We start from the raw sequence: 17,679 nt of genomic DNA on the forward strand, positions 1-17,679 counted from the left end.
GCTCGAGATGATGCATGGGAGAGCGACATGGATGGTCGCGGCGACACGAATAGCCCGAAGGACACTGCGACGATCGAGGCGGACGATACGGTCGACCAGCGCCTCGGCGAAACCGTGCGGCTGCTGCGTCAGCGCGCCGGCTACTCGATCCAGGATGTCGCCACCAAGACCGGCCTCTCCACCGGCATGATCAGCCAGCTCGAACGCGCGCGCGCCATGCCGTCCATCCGCACGCTGCGCCTGCTCAGCATCGCGCTCGACGTGCCCATCTCCTATTTCTTCGAGACCAGCGATCCCGTCGAGGCGCCGCGCTACATCGTGCGCAAGAATGCCAGGCGGCTGCTGCGGCTCACCGCCAGCGGCGTGGTCAAGGAAGCCCTCACCCCCGCAGGCAAAGGCCAGCTCGAGCTCTATGAGCTCACGCTCAATCCCGGCGCCTCCTCCGGCACCGACTTCCTGCAACACACCGGCGAGAAGGCCGGCTACATCCTCTCGGGCAGCCTGCGGCTGTGGCTCGACAACCAGGCCCATGTGCTGGAAGCCGGCGACAGTTTCCGCTTTCCGAGCATCGTGCCGCACATGTTCGACAATCCGACCCAGCAGGCGGCGCGCGTGATCTGGGTGACGACGCTGCAGCAGACCGATTCGCCTGCTGGTTGAGGCCGGCCCAAACCCGCGACCGCCGGAAATTGCCCCTCGACGGCGCTGCATCCAATCTGTAGCTCACATGAAGCGGCCTGCTCGACGCGGCCGCCCCGGTCCGCGGCTGGCGTCCTTGGTGTGAGACCATGAAACTCAGAGGGCTTCTGACACTCGCGATGGTTACACAGGCCATCGTGACGGCCGTAGCCCTGTTCGCCTCCTATGCTCTGACCGGACCGCGTGAATTCGGCATTCTCCAGCTCGTCGCGCTCCTGGCGAGCGCCGCAATTGCCGTGCTGCTCGTGGGCCTCTGCACCGGCGCAATCGAAAGGTCAGAGCACGCACGCGCCGTCGTGCACTCCGCCGAGCTGGCGCGGGCGCGCAGCGACAGCGCGCAGATGACGCAAGCCGTCATCAAGACCGCCCTCGATGCCTTCATTCAGATCGACGACAGCGGCACCGTGCTGGAGTGGAGCTTTCAGGCCGAGGCCCTGACCGGATGGACGCGGCAGGAGGCGCTCGGCTCCGACGTCGTCGACCTCATCGTCGCCAAACCGCTGCGCGCCGCCTTCAAGCAGCGCATGGCGCGGCTGGTGCCGGAATTGTCGGACACCCCGTCCGGCCTGCGCTTCGAGCTGACCTTGATCCACAGGAACGGCGACCGGATCCTGGCGGAAGCCTCCAGCACGGTGTTGCGGCTGGGCGGACGCGCCGTCGTCAACACTTTCGTCAGGGACATCACCCAGAAGCGCGCGGCCGAGGAGCAACTCGTGCAGTCCCAGAAGATGGAGGCGGTCGGACAGCTCACCGGCGGCATCGCGCACGAATTCAACAACATGCTCACGGTGATCACGGGCACGATCGAGATCCTTGCCGATGCCGTCAAAGACAACCCGCCGCTTGCGACCATCACCAAGCTGATCAGCGAAGCCGCCGATCGCGGCGCGGCGCTGACGTCGAGCCTGTTGTCCTTTGCCCGCAAGCAGGCGCTGCAGCCCGCCGATATCGACGTCAACGAGCTCCTGGAAGAGCTGGCAAAGCTGCTGCTGGCAACTTTCGACAAGAAGATCGAGATCGTCACCCGGCTCGACCGCAACGTCTGGCTCGCCTTCGCCGACCGCGGCCAGCTGAGCTCGGCGCTGCTCAACCTCGCGATCAACGCCCGCGACGCCATGCTGGACGGCGGCAGGCTGACGCTGACGACGCGCAACGTCGTGTTCGGCGTGCGCGAGGCCGTGGCGGTCGGCGCCGGCTATGCGGGAGATTATGTCGAGATCGAGATTGCCGACACAGGCACTGGCATTCCGCAAGCCATCCTGGAGAGGATCTTCGATCCGTTCTTCTCCACCAAGGAGGTCGGCAAGGGCACGGGCCTCGGGCTCAGCATGGTGTTCGGCTTCGTCAAGCAGTCCGGCGGCGGCATCAAGGTCGCCTCCGAAGAAGGGCGCGGCACGGTCTTCACGATCTATCTGCCGAAGGCTGAGGCGAGCGCGCTGCGCCCCACCGGGTATGACGACCGCAAGATCGTCGGCGGCAAGGAAACCGTGCTCTGCGTCGAGGACGACCGCGATGTCCGCCACTACGTCACGGTCCAGCTCGAAAGCCTCGGCTACACGGTCATCCCGGCCGCCAATGCGACCGAGGCCCTCGCGATTGCGGCGGAAGGCAAGCCGTTCGATTTGCTCTTCACCGACATCGTGATGGCCGGCGGCATGAACGGACGCGAGCTCGCCGAGCAGATGGCGGCGGCGCGTCCCTCCTTGCGGATCCTGTTCACCTCCGGCTATGCCTACGACTCCCTGCATACCCAGGGCCGCGCCACGATGGGCGCCCCGCTGCTGCGAAAGCCCTACCGCAAGGCGGAGCTCGCACGCATGCTGCGCCGCTGCCTCGACACGGCGGTCGATTCCGCCGGCGACGCGATCCCGACGCCCTACTCGGTGCAGGCCGACGTCGAGGCATTTCTGCGCAAGCAGGCTGCGGAGGACGGCGGCGCGAGGAGGCCGCGGAAATAGCGATCTCGTGCCGAGTGCAAATGCGCGTTGTTTGAACCGCTGCTGGCCGCGGGGTTCACCTCTCCCGCAGGGAGAAGTGAACAACGACCGCCCGAGCGCCTCTCAGCTCATCCTTCGCCGCAGCGTCGCCGACGGCGTCTCGCCGAATTTCTCGCGGTAGGCGCCGGCCATGCGGCCGAGATGGGTGAAGCCGAGATCGAAGGCGATGTCGGTGACGGAGGCATCGGGCGCGGCTTGTGCGAGCCGGGCGTGCAGAGCGGCGAGGCGCATGTCGAGCAGCATCTGCGAGATCGACGCGCCGAAGTGGCGGCGGAAACCGAGCTGCAGCGCGCGGATGCCGATGCCGGAGACGCAGGCGAGCTGCGCGAGGTCGAGCGGCACGCCGGCATTGTCCGCAAGATGATCGCGCGCGGCACGAAGCGCGCGCGGCAACCGCTCGGCCCGGCCGGAGAAAGTTCGTATCGCATCCGACAGGCCATGCCGTTGGCCATTGAGCAGATGATCGAGCAGCAGCTCGCGCCAATCGGCGATCGCGACCGCTGACAGCCTGCCGGTGGGACCGAGGCGCTCGGCGAGCAGCATCAGCTCGGCGAGACTGGTTCGCAGGCGCCGCCCCGACGGCGCATCGAGATCGATCACCGGATCGAACTCGACCGTGCCCGAAGCCCTGCCCGACAGCGCCGCGGCGCGCTGCTCCACCATGCGGCGGTCGAGCAGCAGGATCGCCTGTGCGCAGTCGCGCCACATCATCCGAGTCGGGATCGTCGGCGACAGCAGCGACGCCGTCCGCTCCGGCGCGGCTTCGAGCTCGGTGATGCCGGCGCGGATGCGGGCTGTGCCCGTGAGCGGGATCTGCACCAGGAAAAAGCGCTCGAGGCAGCCGGGATCGATGCCGACCGATCCGCCATAAGCGACGTAGTTGACGGAAAAGCCGTCGAAAGCCGCGCAATTGTGCCGGGCCGAGAAGCCGGACGCGCGCGCCTGTGCCGGCTCGAGGTCGTGCGGACAGAAGATGCGCCCGATCTCCTCGGCCGCTTCGTCGACATCGTCAGTGGTGACGCGGGCGAAATCCGCGAGCCGTTCGGCTGCGGATGCCCTTGCGCTCATTTCCAGCACGGCTGCGGACATCTCGACCACGCTTCGCGTCGCGGAATTGCTTTAAGCTTATAATAATTCCGCCGGGCCGAGAAGGGCCGTGCCCGCAAAATCGTCGTGCTGCATGGCAGCAACCATCGCCGGATTCGTTTAGCGGATAGACAGCCGCCCCATTGTTGCCGAAGCTCCATCCTCGCCGGAATCCAATGGGAGCGCGCCATGACTGCACCTGCAAAGACTGCACTCGAAAAGGGCATTACCGCGAACGGCACAGGCTACGGCGGCAAGACCTGGAACATCCTGGGCCAGGTCTATTTCCCCAAGGCCGTCACCGACTCCACCTTCGCATTCGAGACCAACAGCGATCCCGGCCAGTTCGTGCCGGTGCACATCCATCCGACCCAGGACGAGTTCATCCTGGTGCAGGAGGGCACGCTAGACCTCAAGCTCGACGGACAATGGGTCAAGGCCCATGCCGGCGATCTCGTGCGCATGCCGCGCGGCATCCCGCACGGCTATTTCAACAAGTCGGACAAGCCGTGCCGCGCGCTGTTCTGGGTCTCGCCGATGCAGAAGCTCGAGGCGCTGTTCAACCAGCTGCACAATCTGACCGACCCGGCCGAAGTCGTGCGCATCTCGGCGCTGCACGAGGTGGATTTCCTGCCGCCCGAAGCCAACGACTAGCTTCCTCGTCACTTCATCTGCTTGCCGGCCCGCCGGCCGCGCCTTGCGGCCGAACGTGGTCGCTTGCGCGGAAAACACATTGCGAGCAAACTCATGGTCACTCCCAAGCATGTCTGCGTGATCGGCGCCGGCGTCTCCGGCCTCGCCGCCGCCAAGGCGTTCTCCTCCCGCGGCCACCGCGTCACCATCGTCGAACGCTCTGGCGATCTCGGCGGTGTCTGGGAGCCGGCGCGCTCCTATCCCGACGTGCAGACGCAAAGCCCGAAGGAGCTCTACCGCTACACGGACCGCGCGATGCCGGACGCCTATCCGGAATGGCCGACCGGGCCGCAGGTCCACGCCTATCTCGCCGACTATGCGAAGAGTTTTGGACTCGACCGCATGTTGCGCGTCGACACGGCCGTGGCAGGCATGGCGCGCCGCGCCGACGGCAAGCCGGGATGGACGCTCGCACTATCAGGCAAGGACGGTACGACGAATGCGGATTTCGATTTCGTCGCTGTGTGCACCGGCCAGTTCAACGAGCCGCGCGAGCTGCATTGCCCGGGCGAGGATCGCTTTCTGGCACAAGGCGGCCAGATCCTGCATTCGTCGAAATATGGCGATCCCTCGCTGGCGAAGGGACGCCGTGTCGTCGTGCTCGGCGGCTCGAAATCGGCGACCGACATCGCGGTCAACGCAGTGAAATCGGGCGCGCGCGAGGTCACCATCGTGATGCGCGAGCCGGTCTGGCGCATCCCCTATTTCATCGGCGGGCTCGTGAACTTCAAGCGCATCCTCTACATCCGCGCGCAGGAGGAGATGTTTCCAGGCTGGGGCATCGGCGCGATGGGGCGGCTCGCCCATCGCATCGCCGCCCCGCTGGTGTGGGCGAACTGGCGCGGGCTGGAGAGCCTCTTGAAAGCGCAGCTCAAGCTCGGCCGCTGCAAGATGGTGCCGAAGGAGCGGATCGAGGACGGCGTCAACTGCTCGGTGCCGATCGCAACACCCGGCTTCTATCCGATGGTCGCCGACGGTCGCATCAAGGCGGTGTTCGGCACGTTCGACCATTATGACGGCGACAGCATCGTGATGAGCGGCGGCGAGCGCGTCGGTGCCGACGTCGCGGTGCTCGCGATCGGCTACAAGCTCGGCGTGCCGTTCCTGCCAGAGGCCTACAGGCAGAAGCTGGTCGATGCCGACGGGCAGTACCGGCTCTACCGCCTGATCGCCAATCCTGATCTGCCCGAACTCGGCTTCGTCGGCTTCAACTCCTCGTTCTGCACCGTTCTCTGCGCCGACCTCGCCGCCAACTGGCTGGTGCGCTATGCCGACGGCCAGCTCGCCAAGCAGCCGACGGCGCAGGCCATGCGCGACAACATCGAGATGATGCTGCACTTCAAGCGCGTCGAGCGACCGGCCGCGGGCGTCTATGGCGGCCTCTGCGTCGCGCCCTATCACTACCGCCATTTCGACGAGCTGATGGCCGACATCGGCACCAAGAACCAGAAGACGGGCGGACTGAAAGGACGCTTCCAGCCGCCGAATGCGGATGCCTATGCAAAATTCCTGGCGACGGCGCCCGACTATCGTGCGGCATGAGGGCAAGAATGACGGCTGAGCGGGATTTGCATCTCGCCAGCCCTTACCTCCGATGCTTACGATCTCCCTGGCCAGCGAATCGATGGGAACCGGCCATGGGATTCAGACGTCTCGCGATCTTTGCGGTTGTTGCCTTCTTCGTCGCCGCGCCCGCCGCCAGCCAACAGCGTGCGCTCACGCCGCGGCAGACGGAGGCGGTCGCCGCCTATGACAAGGCGCTCGCCGAGTTCAAATCGATCCTCGCCGAACGACGGCGCCAGATCGACGCGAAAGAGCCGCTGCCAAATCTGCCGGGGCAGGCGCTTTATCTCGCGCGCGTCGCCGTGATCAGCTCGTACAAGGATCTCACCGATGCCATGCCGTCGCGGATCGGGAAGCCCAACAAGTTCGAGATTCCGCCGGCCTATTTCGACGCCGAGATCGAGCCGCTGATCGACGAATATTCAAGACTGTTCGACGTCATGGAGGCGCCGCCCGCCAATGCGCAGAACTCGGCGACACCATTCAAGGACGTCGTCGATCTCGCGACAGTGATCGCCCGCGCCAAGGGACTCGCACCTGAGCACGCCGCCGCTGCGGGGCGGATCAGCCTCGGACTGTTCTTTGCCGAGACCAACGGCAAGCAGAACGTCCGCAACGGGCGCTCCAACACCTATATGGGCAGCTTCCAGACCGGCCCCTCCGAGGACCGCAACGGCCACAGGAAATGGCAGGCGATCAAGGGCGAGATCGCCGCGATCGATGCGGCCTTGAGCGCGCGCGACGACAAGGAGGAGGCACGGGCGAGCGGCATCGACCGCCGCTTCAACCACTGGACCAACGTGCGCGACGGCCTGATGAACGCGCATGCGGAGGTGTTCCGCGAGATCCCGGCCATCGTGAAGACACTGCCCGACCCGATCGACCAGATGAAGCTGTTCGAGCTGATTCAGATCGTGCCGACCCCGACGCGGGCTGCGCTCAAATCCGGCGATCTCCTGAACTACAGGGTGTCCAGCCCCACGATCATGAAGCACCTGCGCAACAACAGCATCTTCGCCTTCGGACAGGCCGACCGCGCCCGCAGTTCCGCCAGCTTCCGCGAGATCCTCGCTGCGATGTGGCTGTTCAACCGCAAGTTCGAGAAGGCGATGGCGAAGTATGCGGAGATCAGGGGGCGGTAGGGGCGCGTCAGGCAACTCTATCTGTTTGCCCCGCGTTCATGCGAAGGGCGACCGGCAAGATCGGTCGCCCTTCTCTTCACTTCATATCGCCGGGATCAATGTTGACAATCCGCGACGGGACCAGAGGTCCTCAGTAGCGCGTCAAGCCCGGTCCGCCGAAGCGATAGTTGATACGCGCAGTGATGATATCCACGTCCTGACCGATGCTGTTGGTCGTGGCAACGCCTCCAGGGGCGGCCGCGAAGCTCAGAGTCCGACGATCAAGGAAGATGTGATCGTACTCCACGCCGACCGACCAATTGGGAGCGAAACCGAACTCCATGCCAGCGCCGACGGTAGCTCCCCACCGCGTATCGCTGCTGGAGTTGATCAACGCATTGGTTGCCGTGAAAGTGTGGGTGTAGCGGTTATCCACCACGGCCGCGCCGCCCTTCGCATATAGCAGCACGTTGTTCCAAGCCCAACCGACCTGGCCCGTGAAAAGACCGAAGGCGCGCAGCCGGGAATTGATGGTGAGGTCACCCGGCGCGAACACGAAGGCAGGCGACGACACCCGCGATCCGTTCAAGTCGGCCCAATCCCCTTGCGCCTCCAGTCCGAACACCCAGGACGCCGACTGCCAGCGATATCCGATCTGACCGCCAGCGACGGCACCGTCTGCGTTGTGACATCCCTCGCCTGCCGTAAAGGGGGCGCCTGCGAAGCTCACAAAGTCCCAGCAGTTGCGGGTGGTGCCGTATCCACCGTTGCCGCCGATGTAGAAGCCGCTCCAATCGTAAACCGACGCCACAGCGGGCGGCGGCGCTTTAACGTATGGCCTTGCCGCCATATCAGCGGCCTGCGCATGGGTACTCAACGCCAGTGCCGCCACTGCGACACCGGCAAGCATTGTTTTTTTCATATGTAGTCCCCTTGGGCTGAAATGCCGTAACAAATAGACACCATTGAGCGGTGCTTCGCTGTAGCCGTGAAAACACGGGTCTAGTGGGTGTTTAGCCAGGAGAGTTCCTCCCAATTCCGGACGTTCAGGGCCAAAAGCCCAAAAAAATCAATAAAAGCACAGCGCCGACGTGCCAACATTTCGGAACTCAACCTGATTGAAGCGGTGCTACCTGTCTTTCCGCACCGAAACGCGGTTCTTTCGCTTTTCGAACGCGAGGTACTTTTCGATCGCGGCCTGAAGTTCACCCGCCAATTCCAACCGCCGCTCAGGCGTGTTGAGGCCGCGCTGAAGTTCGAGCACCCGGCCGGCCATTTCCTGACAGATCTTCGCAAGCGTTTGGTTCATAGACAGCTTCCTCGGTGACTCAAACGAGAGGAAGTCGGTCTTGGATCACATCCAATCCGAGCCCAGGAGAACTCACGCCCGGGCGAAGCGATCCTGCGGATGGCGGTAAAAGGCAAGTCGACCGAGATCGAGCATCTGACTCCACTCAATTTGCCCGGTCCGGCACCCGTGGCCGGCCGCTCGACGCGGGCGGTTGCAACCGCTACCGAAAATTGTAGCCTCTCGCTCTCACCAGCGACGCGGATCAATCCATGCGTATCCTCATTCTCGGCGGCAGCCAGTTTCTCGGACGCGCGGTCGCAAGCCATGCCTGCGCTGCCGGTCACGAGGTGACCTGCGCCGCCCGCGGCGAAGCCGGGCCGATTGCGGCGGGCGCCCGCTTGATCCGGATCGACCGCGATGTGGCCGACGGTCTTGCGCCGCTCGCGGGCGAGACATTCGATGCTGTGATCGACGTCTCGCGTCATCCCGGCCAGGTCCGACGCGCGGTCGCGGCGCTGAAGCGACCCGGCGTGCACTGGACCTTCGTCTCCACGATCAGCGTGTATGCGGACAACCGGATACCAGGACAACGCGCGGATACGGCGCCGCTGCGCGAGCCCGCGGCAGGGGAACTGGAGCACAGCACGGATGCCATTTACGGCGCCGCCAAGGTCGCCTGCGAGCAGGCGGTCGGCAACGATGCCTTCATCTGCCGCGCCGGCCTGATCGCCGGGCCGGAGGATCCGACGGGGCGCTTTGCCTATTGGCCGACACGGCTCGCGCGCGGCGGCGAGGTGCTGGCCCCGGGGTCTCCTGATGATGCCGTCCAGTTCATCGACGTGCGCGATCTCGCGCGATGGATCGTGCATGCCGCGGAAATTCGCCTCACCGGCATCTATGACGGGATCGGGCCCATTCGCACGCGCGGCGAATTGCTGGCCGAATGCGCAGCCGCGCTGAATGTGTCATGCACCTTCACCTGGATCGATCGTGCGTTTCTCGAGGCCCACGCCGTGCGGCGCTGGGCAGGTCCGCGATCATTGCCGCTGTGGCTGCCCCTGCCCGACTTCGCCGGCTTCATGACGCGCGACACCTCACCGGCCCGCGAGGCCGGACTGACCTCGCGACCGCCGGGAGACACCGCGCGCGATACGCTGCATTGGCTTCTCAACAGCGGAGGCCCGGTCATCGGGCTGACCGCCGATGAAGAGCGGGACGTGCTTGCGGCGTGGCATGCGGAAAGAGAGCTCCAGAGCGGAATGGCTTCACGTTGAGCCGATTGCCGCCGGTCGTTCACCTCTCACGCTTGCACCCTCTTCCCGACCCTCTCCCGCGAGCGGGAGAGGAAGCGTACCTCCGTCGTCGCAGCGATCAGGACTCATCGCATCATGCGCAAATTCTCCGGCTTGTTCGGAGCCGCCGCCGCTACTCCGTCCGGATCGGCGAATCCTTCAGGCCATTATCGTCATAGGCCTTGCGCAGCGTGCCGTTGGACGTGGCCTCGGCCATGAACTTGCTGACGAAGGCCAGCGCCTGGTTGTGGCCGAGCGGCACGGCGACGGCGGTCACCGTCTTCTTGAACGTTTCGTCCAGCACGCGCGTACCCGGGATCTTCTGCGCCATCTTGTTGAGCTGGTCGCGCGACAGGGCGAAGGCGTCGATCTCGCCGCTCTTCAACAGGCCGAAGATCTCGTCATAGGTCTGATAGCCCGTGACCTTCGCATGCTTTAGATGCGCGATCGCACCGCGCATGGTCGTCGTGGCGTTGACGGCCGCAACCTTGATGCCGGGCTGGTCGAGCGTCGCAAAATTGCTGACCGCCGAGCCGGGCTTGACGATGTAGGTGGCGTCCGCGACCTCGTAGATCGGGCCGAACAGCATCCTGGTCTCGCGCTCGGGATCCTTAGGGAGCCAGGTGACGTCCCACGTCCCTTTTGACGCAGCGTCGGTGATCTGCCCGGAATTCTGGTGCACGACATATTCGACGGGGAGACCGAGCTGTGCAGCCATCGCCTTGCCGAGATCGACGGGCACGCCGGCATAGCCGGCTTCGGTCCTGGTCGACCAGAACGCGCCGCCTGCGGGGCTGATGGCGATCGCGACCCGCAGCTTGCCGGTCGGCGCGATCTCGTCTTTCAGGCCATCTGCTAGCGCGGGCATGGCAACGATCGCTGCGAGAGCGAGGCCCGCGAGGGCCGACCGGAATGGCGTTGGCATGTCATGGTCTCCTCACCTTTTCTTCTTCCCGGCCGCTCCGTTCGGCTCGCGGCCTTTGATACAATTCTGGTCGATCACACCCTCGGTGAAAAGCGGTTTGTCGTGATAAACTTGTCAAAGGCCACATCGCTCGTTGCAGTGCAAGGCCGGCGACTGCCATGGCTATGGTGTTCCACGGCCAGTCGTTTGTTGCTAGCCTGCCGCATCAACAGACAGCAATCGGGGGCCACCGAATGACCGCAGCGAATCCCGCCTCTCGCGCACGACGCAATGGCGCGTGGAGGCATATCGTGCGGGGCCTTTGCGCTGCGGCGTCCGTGGCCTTGCTCGCCGGCTGCGAGGACAAGAACACATTCGTGGCGCCGCCCCCGCCCAAGGTGGACGTGGCAACGCCCGTGCAACGCCCGGTGACGCGCTACATCGAGGCCACCGGCAACACGGCGCCGATCAAGAGCGTCGATCTCGTCGCGCGGGTGCAGGGCTTTCTGCAATCGATCGACTATCAGGACGGCAGCTTCGTCAAGCAGGGCACCCAGCTGTTCACGATCGAGCCGGAGACCTACAAGCTCAAGCTCGAACAGGCGCAGGCGGCCGAGACCGGCGCGCAGGCCTCGGTCCGGCAGTCGGAAGCCGATTACAAGCGACAGGCGGAGCTGGTGCAGCGCCAGGCCGTCTCGCAGGCCACGCTCGATAATTCCACCTCGGCGCGTGACAACGCCCAGGCCAATCTGCAGCAGGCGCAGGCCAACACCAAGCTGGCCCAGGTCAATTACGGCTACACCAAGGTGACCGCGCCGTTCGACGGCATCGTCAGCGCCCACATGGTCTCGGTCGGCGAGCTCGTCGGCGTCTCCTCGCCGACCCAGCTGGCCTCCATCGTCGCGATGGACCCGATCTATGTGAACTTCACCGTCAACGAGCAGGACGTGCTGCGCATCCGCGCGGAAGCCACCCGCCGTGGACTGACGCCCGCCGACATGAAGCAATTCCCGATTCAGGTGGGACTGCAGACCGAGACCGGCTATCCGCACGAGGGCAAGCTCGACTACGTCTCGCCGACGCTTAATCAATCGACGGGCACGCTGGCGGTGCGCGGCCTCGTGCCCAACGACAAGCGGGTGCTGCTGCCCGGCTATTTCGTCCGCGTCCGCGTGCCCTTCGACCAGGAGAAGAGCGCCCTGCTCGTCCCCGATACGGCGCTCGGCAGCGACCAGGGCGGCCGCTATGTGCTGGTGGTCAACGCCGACAACGTCGTCGAGCAGCGCAAGGTGCAGATCGGCCCGGTCGACAATGGCCTGCGCGTCATCGAAAGCGGCCTGAAGCCGGAGGACCGCGTCGTCATCGCGGGGCTGTTGCGGGTGATCCCGGGCCAGAAGATCGATCCGCAGGTGACGAAGATCGAGCAGTCGCAGGCCTCGAGCAAGTAAGGGCTGCCAGCCATGATCTCGCAATTCTTCATCGAGCGGCCGGTCCTCTCGAACGTCATCGCGCTGCTGATGATCCTGATCGGCGGCGTCGCGCTGTTCAACCTCGCCATCGCGCAATATCCTGACGTGGTGCCGCCGACCGTGCAGGTCACCACGCGCTATCCCGGCGCCAGCGCCAAGACCGTGATCGACACAGTTGCCTTGCCGATCGAGCAGCAGGTCAACGGCGTCGAGGACATGCTCTACATGCAGTCCTATAGCGGCTCCGACGGCACCTATACGCTGACGGTGACCTTCAAGATCGGCACCGATCTCAACTTCGCGCAGGTGCTGGTGCAGAACCGCGTCTCCAGCGCGCTGTCGCAATTGCCGCAGGCCGTGCAGAACCAGGGCGTCACCGTGCAGAAGCGGTCGACGTCGATCCTCCTGTTCGTGACGCTGACCTCGCCGGATTCGCGATACGACAGCCTCTATTTGAGCAACTACGCCACCATCAACATCCGCGACGAGCTCTCCCGCCTGCCCGGTGTCGGCAACGTCACCGTGTTCGGCGCCGGCCAATATTCGATGCGGGTCTGGCTCGATCCGAACAAGTTGCAGGTCCGCGGCCTGGTGCCGCAGGATGTCATCCAGGCGATCCAGCAGCAGAGCCAGCAGGTCGCCGCCGGCCAGGTCGGCGCGCCGCCGACGCCGCCGGGACAGGCGTTCCAGTACACGCTCAACGTCAACGGCCGGCTCGACGACACCAGCCAGTTCGAGAACATCATCGTCAAGTCAGGCAGCAGCGGCGACGTCACGCGTGTGCGCGACGTCGGCTGGGTCGAGCTGGGGGCGCAAACCTACAGCCAGATCTTCTCGCTGAACAAGCAGCCGGCCGTCGGCATCGGCGTGTTCCAGTCGCCCGGCGCCAACGCGCTGCAGGTCGAGCAGGCCGTCGAGAAGAAGATGGCGGAGCTCGCCAAGCGGTTTCCGGAGGGCGTCAAATACGACACGCCGTTCGACACCACCAAATTCGTCGAGGCCTCGGTGCACGAGGTCTACATGACGCTGATCGAGGCCGGCCTGCTGGTGCTGGTCGTGATCCTGGTGTTCCTGCAGGACTGGCGCGCGATGCTGGTGCCGGCAACCACCGTGCCCGTCACCATCATCGGTGCCTTCGCGGCGATGGCGGCGCTCGGCTTCACCATCAACATGTCGACGCTGTTCGCGATCGTGCTCGCGATCGGTATCGTGGTCGACGACGCCATCGTCGTCGTGGAAGGCGCCGCGCACAACATCGAGCGGGGCATGAACGGCCACGACGCCGCGATCAAGGCGATGGACCAGCTGTTCGCGCCGATCGTCGGCATCACGCTGGTGCTGATCTCGGTGTTTCTGCCGGCCTCCTTCCTTGCCGGCCTCACCGGGCGGATCTATTCGCAATTCGCGCTGGTGATCGCCGCGACCGCGCTTTTGTCCGCCATCAACGCGGCGACGTTGAAGCCGACGCAATGCGCGCTGTGGCTGCGGCCGGCGGTGCCGCCGGAGCAACGCAATTTCTTCTACCGCGGCTTCAACGCGGTCTATGACCGCGTCGAGCGCGGCTACACCAGGTTGATCACGTTCCTCGTCAAGCACGCCACTATCTCGGTCGCGTTCGCGCTTCTGGTGATCGGCGCCAGCGGCTACGGCCTGTCGCGGGTGCCGACCGGCTTCTTGCCGATCGAGGACCAGGGCTACCTGATCGCCGCGGTGCAGCTGCCCGACGGCGCCGCGCTGGAGCGGACCCAGGCGGTGCTCGACAGGGCCAGCACACTGATCAAGGAGACCCCCGGCGTCCAGCAGGTCATCACCATCGCCGGCATCTCCGCGCTCGACAACAGCGCCAGCCTTGCCAATGCCGGCGTCGCCTACATCATCCTGAAGGACTGGGACGCGCGCAAAGGACCCGGCGAGGATCTGCGCTCGCTGGTGTACGGCCTCAACGACAAGCTCGCGGCCATCATGGAGGCCCGCACCATCGTGCTGCCGCCGCCGCCGATCCAGGGCATCGGCAACGCCGCCGGCTTCTCGATGCAGGTCGAGCTGCGCGACGGCAACAGCGATTTCGCCAAGCTGCAGGCCATCACCGGCGCGATGGTCTCGAACGGCCAGAGCCAGAGCGCGCTGCAGCGGGTGCAGTCCTCGTTCCGCTCTTCGGTACCGCAATTCAACGTCGAGATCGATCGCGTCAAGACCCAGACGCTGCACGTCACCACCGATCAGGTGTTCTCGGCGCTGTCGACCTATCTCGGCTCGTCCTATGTCAACCAGTTCAACAAGTTCGGCCGCGTGTTCCAGGTCTATACGCAGGCCGATCCGGCCTTCCGCGTCACCGAGCGCGACATCGCCAACATGCAGGTGCGCAACTCGAACGGCGACATGATCCCGATCGGCACGGTCGCCAAGATCACGCCGGCCACGGGGCCGTCGCTGATCAGCCTCTACAATCTCTATCCCTCCTCGACCGTGATCGGCCTGCCGGCACAGGGCTATTCTTCCGGCCAGTCGCTGAAGCTGATGGAGGAGATCGCGGACAAGACGCTGCCGCCGGGCACCGGCTACGAATGGACCGCGATGTCCTATCAGGAGAAGGCGGTGTCGAACCAGATCTACTGGGTGTTCGGCCTTGCCATGCTGCTGGTCTATTTGGTGCTCGCCGGCCAGTATGAGAGCTGGTACGCACCGATCTCGGTGATCCTCGCCGTGCCGCTGTCGCTGCTCGGGCCGATGCTGATCCTCTCCGCCCTCAAGATCGACAACAACCTCTATTGCCAGATCGGCCTGATCCTCCTGATCGCGCTGTCGGCCAAGAACGCGATCCTGATCGTCGAGGTCGGGCTCGAGCTGCACGGCCGCGACGGCAAGCCCGTTCTGGAGTCCGCGATAGAAGCGGCGCGCGCCCGCTTCCGCCCGATCCTGATGACATCGTTCGCCTTCATCCTCGGCGTGGTGCCCCTGGTGCTCGCCACCGGCGCCGGCGCCAGCGCCCGCAAGTCGATCGGCATCACGGTCTTCTCGGGCATGCTGGCCTCGACCTGCCTCGCGGTGCTGTTCGTGCCGGCCTTCTTCGTGGTGGTGCAGCGCTTCGAGAACTGGCGGGCGAGCAAGAAGGCGCCGAAGGTGGCCGAGGTGAAGCCCTAGCCCTTCTCCGCCGGGGCCTGCCGCGCTTCGCCGCTCGACACCAGCAGCACCGAGACTTTCGATTGCCGCAGCACGGCGTCGGCGACGCCGCCGAAGGAGAGATGATCGGCCTGGATGCGGTCGACGCCCATGACGACGAGATCGACGTCGGTGGTGTCGATCTCGCGCAGGATCGCCGCCTCCGGCGCCCGGTTCACCCGCAGCGTGGTGGTGATGTCGACGTCGTAGCGGGCGGCGAGATCGCTGGCGTCCTTGAGGATGCCCGCCTCCTGACTGAGGCCGCGGGAGGTGCCGCGCTGCGCGCCCTTGTCGCGCGTCGTCGCGACATAGATCACCCGGAGCGAGCCTGATCCTCCTTGCGCCAGCGCAACTGCGACCTCGGCGCCGCGCTTGGAGATGCCGCTGCCGGAGACCGGGACGAGGATGTTGAGTCCTTCGGGCATCGGCTGCTTCAGGTGCTTGCCCTTGGCCGCGGCGATCGCGAGCGGTCCCTCGAACGTTGTGGCAATGTCCTCGATCTTGCGGTCGAAGCGATCCTTGGTCGCGGCGACCTTGTCGACGCCGACGACGAGGAGATCAAAACCCTTGCGCGCCTCCTCGGCGATGGTCTCGCCGAGCTCCGCACGCCTCGCGCGGGTCACGACGTCGACGCTGCCGGTGTCTCCCTCGGTGTTGGCGGCCACCGCCTCGGCCGCCTTCTTCACCACGGCTTCGTGGCTCTCCTCCGCGTCGCGGCCCTTCTCCTGCTCCTCCGGCCGCTTGCCGATATGCAGCACGGTGATAGGCAGGCCGCGCATGCCGGCGATCAGGCCCGCGAGGTGGGCGGCAAAGGTGGCATTGACGCTTTCGTCCACCGCCAGCAGAGGGCGCTCGAGATTGGCGAGGAAGCCGCGCTTTTCGAACTCTTCCCGCTCCAGCCGCTCCTTCTCCTCCTTGTTCATCGGCAGCCGCGCCAGCGCCGCGCGCAGCATCGGCGGCATCGCCATCGTGGTCACGATCGCCATGGTCACGATCATCGTGAACAGGTTCTGGCTGAGCACGCCGATGGACAGGCCAATGGTCGCGATGATGACCTCGGTCGAGCCGCGGGCATTCATGCCGCTCGCGAGCGCCAGCGACTCCCGCGTGCTGAGGCCGCCGACCGTGCCGCCGACGAAGGCGCCGCCGAACTTGCCGACGCTGGCGATCATAACCAGGAGGCCGGTGAGCATCAGCAGATGGGGATCGCGCAGCACGGAGAGATCGGCGGCAAGGCCGGCCAGGCCAAAGAACACCGGCATGAAGAAGCTCGAGATCAGCCCGCGCAGGCGCTCGTCGATCTGCCGCGTCAGGATCGGGGATTCCCCGACCAGGATGCCGGCGACGAAAGCCCCCAGCACGGTGTGCACGCCGATCAGATGCGTGATCATCGCCATCGCGCACATCAGCAGCAGGATCACCGTGATGACGGCCGCGGCGCTGACGAGATTGTCGTTGGCCCAGCGGATCAGCTGAAACACCAGCCGGCGGCCGATCGTGAAACTGACGGCGAGGAAGGCGAGCGTGCCCAGCACGGCTTTCGCCACCGAGGCGATATCCAGCGCCCCATGCGAGGCCAGGCTGAAGATGACGGCGATGATGATCCAGCCGATGGTGTCGTCGATCACGGCGGTCGCGACGATGATCTGCCCGACATTGCGCCGCATGAAGTTCATCTCGCGCACGACCACGGCAACGATCTTCACCGAGGAGATCGACAGCGCCGTGCCCATGAACAGCGAGGCGACGAGACGTTGTTGCGGATTGGGCAGCAGCGCATCGGGCAGGAATTCGCCGAGCGCGAAGCCGCAGGCGAAGGGCACGAGGATGCCGGCGATCGAGATCGCGATCGCAGCCTTGCCGACCTTGCGGACCAGCTTGAGATCGGTCTCCATGCCGGTGAGCAGCAGAAGCAGCAGGATGCCGACCTGCGCGATGCCGTCGATCATCGCCTTCTGCTCGGGCGATTTGGGGAAGATCGCGGCTTGCGCCTCCGGCCAGACCCAGCCGAACAGCGACGGACCGAGGATGATGCCGGCGAGCAGCTCGCCGATCACCGAGGGTTGGCCGATCCGCTGCATGATCTCGCCAAGACCGCGGCCCACCGCGATCAGCAGCACGATCTGCGCCACCAGCAGGAATTCGGACGGGCCGGCCGGTTTGCCCGTTTCAGCGCCGGCCGCAATGGTGGTGAGGACGAGCGCCGCGAAGGCAAGGCTGGCCGATCCGAGCAGGCGCCATGGCATGCAGATGTCTTTCCCCCTTTGCCCCGGTGTCGGGGCCACGGGGATAGAACCCGCGGGAGGTGGCGCGGGTTCCCGGCAGAGGAGGCTGCCGGCGGCAACAAAAAGTCGAAAACAACCCCATGCACAGTAGGGATGGAGTTGAAAAGGCTCGGGAAAATT

13 protein-coding genes are annotated in these 17,679 nt (G+C 65.4%); 8 read left to right on the top strand and 5 right to left on the bottom strand.

From position 1 onward, the window contains the following. Positions 1-27 precede the first annotated feature (27 nt). Positions 28-660, top strand: a complete 633-nt coding sequence (locus XH83_RS28950; RefSeq protein WP_194404034.1) for a cupin domain-containing protein — start codon at positions 28-30, stop codon at positions 658-660. Between the two features lie 128 nt (positions 661-788). Further along, complete coding sequence (locus XH83_RS28955; protein ID WP_194404035.1) at positions 789-2,657, top strand: ATP-binding protein; 1,869 nt, start codon at positions 789-791, stop codon at positions 2,655-2,657. Between the two features lie 102 nt (positions 2,658-2,759). Here XH83_RS28955 and XH83_RS28960 read toward each other — a convergent pair whose 3' ends face one another. Then, positions 2,760-3,785 carry an AraC family transcriptional regulator gene (locus tag XH83_RS28960; RefSeq protein WP_194408434.1) on the bottom strand — a complete coding sequence of 342 codons (1,026 nt, stop codon included), beginning with the start codon at positions 3,783-3,785 and terminating at the stop codon, positions 2,760-2,762. A 186-nt stretch (positions 3,786-3,971) separates the two neighbouring features. On the opposite strand from XH83_RS28960, the gene XH83_RS28965 reads away from it, so the two are divergent. The 3 genes from XH83_RS28965 (at position 3,972) to XH83_RS28975 (ending at position 7,180) form a co-directional block, all read left to right on the top strand. Next, positions 3,972-4,436 (top strand): cupin domain-containing protein, encoded by a 465-nt coding sequence (locus XH83_RS28965; RefSeq protein ID WP_194404036.1) that lies wholly within the window; start codon positions 3,972-3,974, stop codon positions 4,434-4,436. A 93-nt stretch (positions 4,437-4,529) separates the two neighbouring features. Then, the gene (locus XH83_RS28970) at positions 4,530-6,017 is read left to right on the top strand and encodes an NAD(P)/FAD-dependent oxidoreductase (protein WP_194404037.1); all 1,488 of its coding nucleotides are present in this window, start codon (positions 4,530-4,532) and stop codon (positions 6,015-6,017) included. A gap of 95 nt (positions 6,018-6,112) precedes the next feature. Next, positions 6,113-7,180, top strand: a complete 1,068-nt coding sequence (locus XH83_RS28975; protein ID WP_194404038.1) for a hypothetical protein — start codon at positions 6,113-6,115, stop codon at positions 7,178-7,180. 130 nt (positions 7,181-7,310) lie between these two features. Here the strand turns inward: XH83_RS28975 and XH83_RS28980 are convergent, their stop codons facing one another. Beyond that, positions 7,311-8,081: an outer membrane protein gene (locus tag XH83_RS28980; RefSeq protein WP_194404039.1), complete on the bottom strand. Its 771-nt coding sequence runs from the start codon at positions 8,079-8,081 to the stop codon at positions 7,311-7,313. 207 nt (positions 8,082-8,288) lie between these two features. After that, a complete protein-coding gene (locus tag XH83_RS28985; RefSeq protein ID WP_194404040.1) occupies positions 8,289-8,468 on the bottom strand; it encodes a hypothetical protein in 180 nt (59 codons plus the stop codon). Positions 8,469-8,719: 251 nt separating this feature from the next. Between XH83_RS28985 and XH83_RS28990 the strand changes: the two genes are divergently transcribed. Next, complete coding sequence (locus XH83_RS28990) at positions 8,720-9,724, top strand: NAD-dependent epimerase/dehydratase family protein (RefSeq protein WP_194404041.1); 1,005 nt, start codon at positions 8,720-8,722, stop codon at positions 9,722-9,724. Between the two features lie 151 nt (positions 9,725-9,875). On the opposite strand, the gene XH83_RS28995 is transcribed toward XH83_RS28990, so the two are convergent. Continuing rightward, entirely contained in the window at positions 9,876-10,667 is a 792-nt protein-coding gene (locus tag XH83_RS28995) for an ABC transporter substrate-binding protein (protein ID WP_194404042.1), read from the bottom strand. A gap of 233 nt (positions 10,668-10,900) precedes the next feature. Here XH83_RS28995 and XH83_RS29000 point away from each other — a divergent pair, with 233 nt between their 5' ends. After that, the gene (locus XH83_RS29000; protein ID WP_194404043.1) at positions 10,901-12,094 is read left to right on the top strand and encodes an efflux RND transporter periplasmic adaptor subunit; all 1,194 of its coding nucleotides are present in this window, start codon (positions 10,901-10,903) and stop codon (positions 12,092-12,094) included. 12 nt (positions 12,095-12,106) lie between these two features. Continuing rightward, positions 12,107-15,256, top strand: coding sequence for an efflux RND transporter permease subunit (locus XH83_RS29005; RefSeq protein WP_194404044.1), 3,150 nt, complete (start codon positions 12,107-12,109; stop codon positions 15,254-15,256). On the opposite strand, the gene XH83_RS29010 is transcribed toward XH83_RS29005, so the two are convergent. Beyond that, entirely contained in the window at positions 15,253-17,520 is a 2,268-nt protein-coding gene (locus tag XH83_RS29010) for a cation:proton antiporter (RefSeq protein WP_194404045.1), read from the bottom strand. The genes XH83_RS29005 and XH83_RS29010 overlap by 4 nt on opposite strands. Positions 17,521-17,679 lie beyond the last annotated feature (159 nt).

This window comes from Bradyrhizobium sp. CCBAU 53351, assembly GCF_015291745.1.
Lineage (GTDB): Bacteria > Pseudomonadota > Alphaproteobacteria > Rhizobiales > Xanthobacteraceae > Bradyrhizobium.

Excerpts from the sequence above, each read along its gene's own strand:
- XH83_RS28950 (WP_194404034.1), top strand. The coding sequence starts at position 28 with ATGGATGGTCGCGGCGACACGAATAGCCCGAAGGACACTGCGACGATC.
- XH83_RS28955 (WP_194404035.1), top strand. The coding sequence starts at position 789 with ATGAAACTCAGAGGGCTTCTGACACTCGCGATGGTTACACAGGCCATC.
- XH83_RS28960 (WP_194408434.1), bottom strand. The coding sequence starts at position 3,785 with ATGTCCGCAGCCGTGCTGGAAATGAGCGCAAGGGCATCCGCAGCCGAA.
- XH83_RS28965 (WP_194404036.1), top strand. The coding sequence starts at position 3,972 with ATGACTGCACCTGCAAAGACTGCACTCGAAAAGGGCATTACCGCGAAC.
- XH83_RS28970 (WP_194404037.1), top strand. The coding sequence starts at position 4,530 with ATGGTCACTCCCAAGCATGTCTGCGTGATCGGCGCCGGCGTCTCCGGC.
- XH83_RS28975 (WP_194404038.1), top strand. The coding sequence starts at position 6,113 with ATGGGATTCAGACGTCTCGCGATCTTTGCGGTTGTTGCCTTCTTCGTC.
- XH83_RS28980 (WP_194404039.1), bottom strand. The coding sequence starts at position 8,081 with ATGAAAAAAACAATGCTTGCCGGTGTCGCAGTGGCGGCACTGGCGTTG.
- XH83_RS28985 (WP_194404040.1), bottom strand. The coding sequence starts at position 8,468 with ATGAACCAAACGCTTGCGAAGATCTGTCAGGAAATGGCCGGCCGGGTG.
- XH83_RS28990 (WP_194404041.1), top strand. The coding sequence starts at position 8,720 with ATGCGTATCCTCATTCTCGGCGGCAGCCAGTTTCTCGGACGCGCGGTC.
- XH83_RS28995 (WP_194404042.1), bottom strand. The coding sequence starts at position 10,667 with ATGCCAACGCCATTCCGGTCGGCCCTCGCGGGCCTCGCTCTCGCAGCG.
- XH83_RS29000 (WP_194404043.1), top strand. The coding sequence starts at position 10,901 with ATGACCGCAGCGAATCCCGCCTCTCGCGCACGACGCAATGGCGCGTGG.
- XH83_RS29005 (WP_194404044.1), top strand. The coding sequence starts at position 12,107 with ATGATCTCGCAATTCTTCATCGAGCGGCCGGTCCTCTCGAACGTCATC.
- XH83_RS29010 (WP_194404045.1), bottom strand. The coding sequence starts at position 17,520 with ATGCCATGGCGCCTGCTCGGATCGGCCAGCCTTGCCTTCGCGGCGCTC.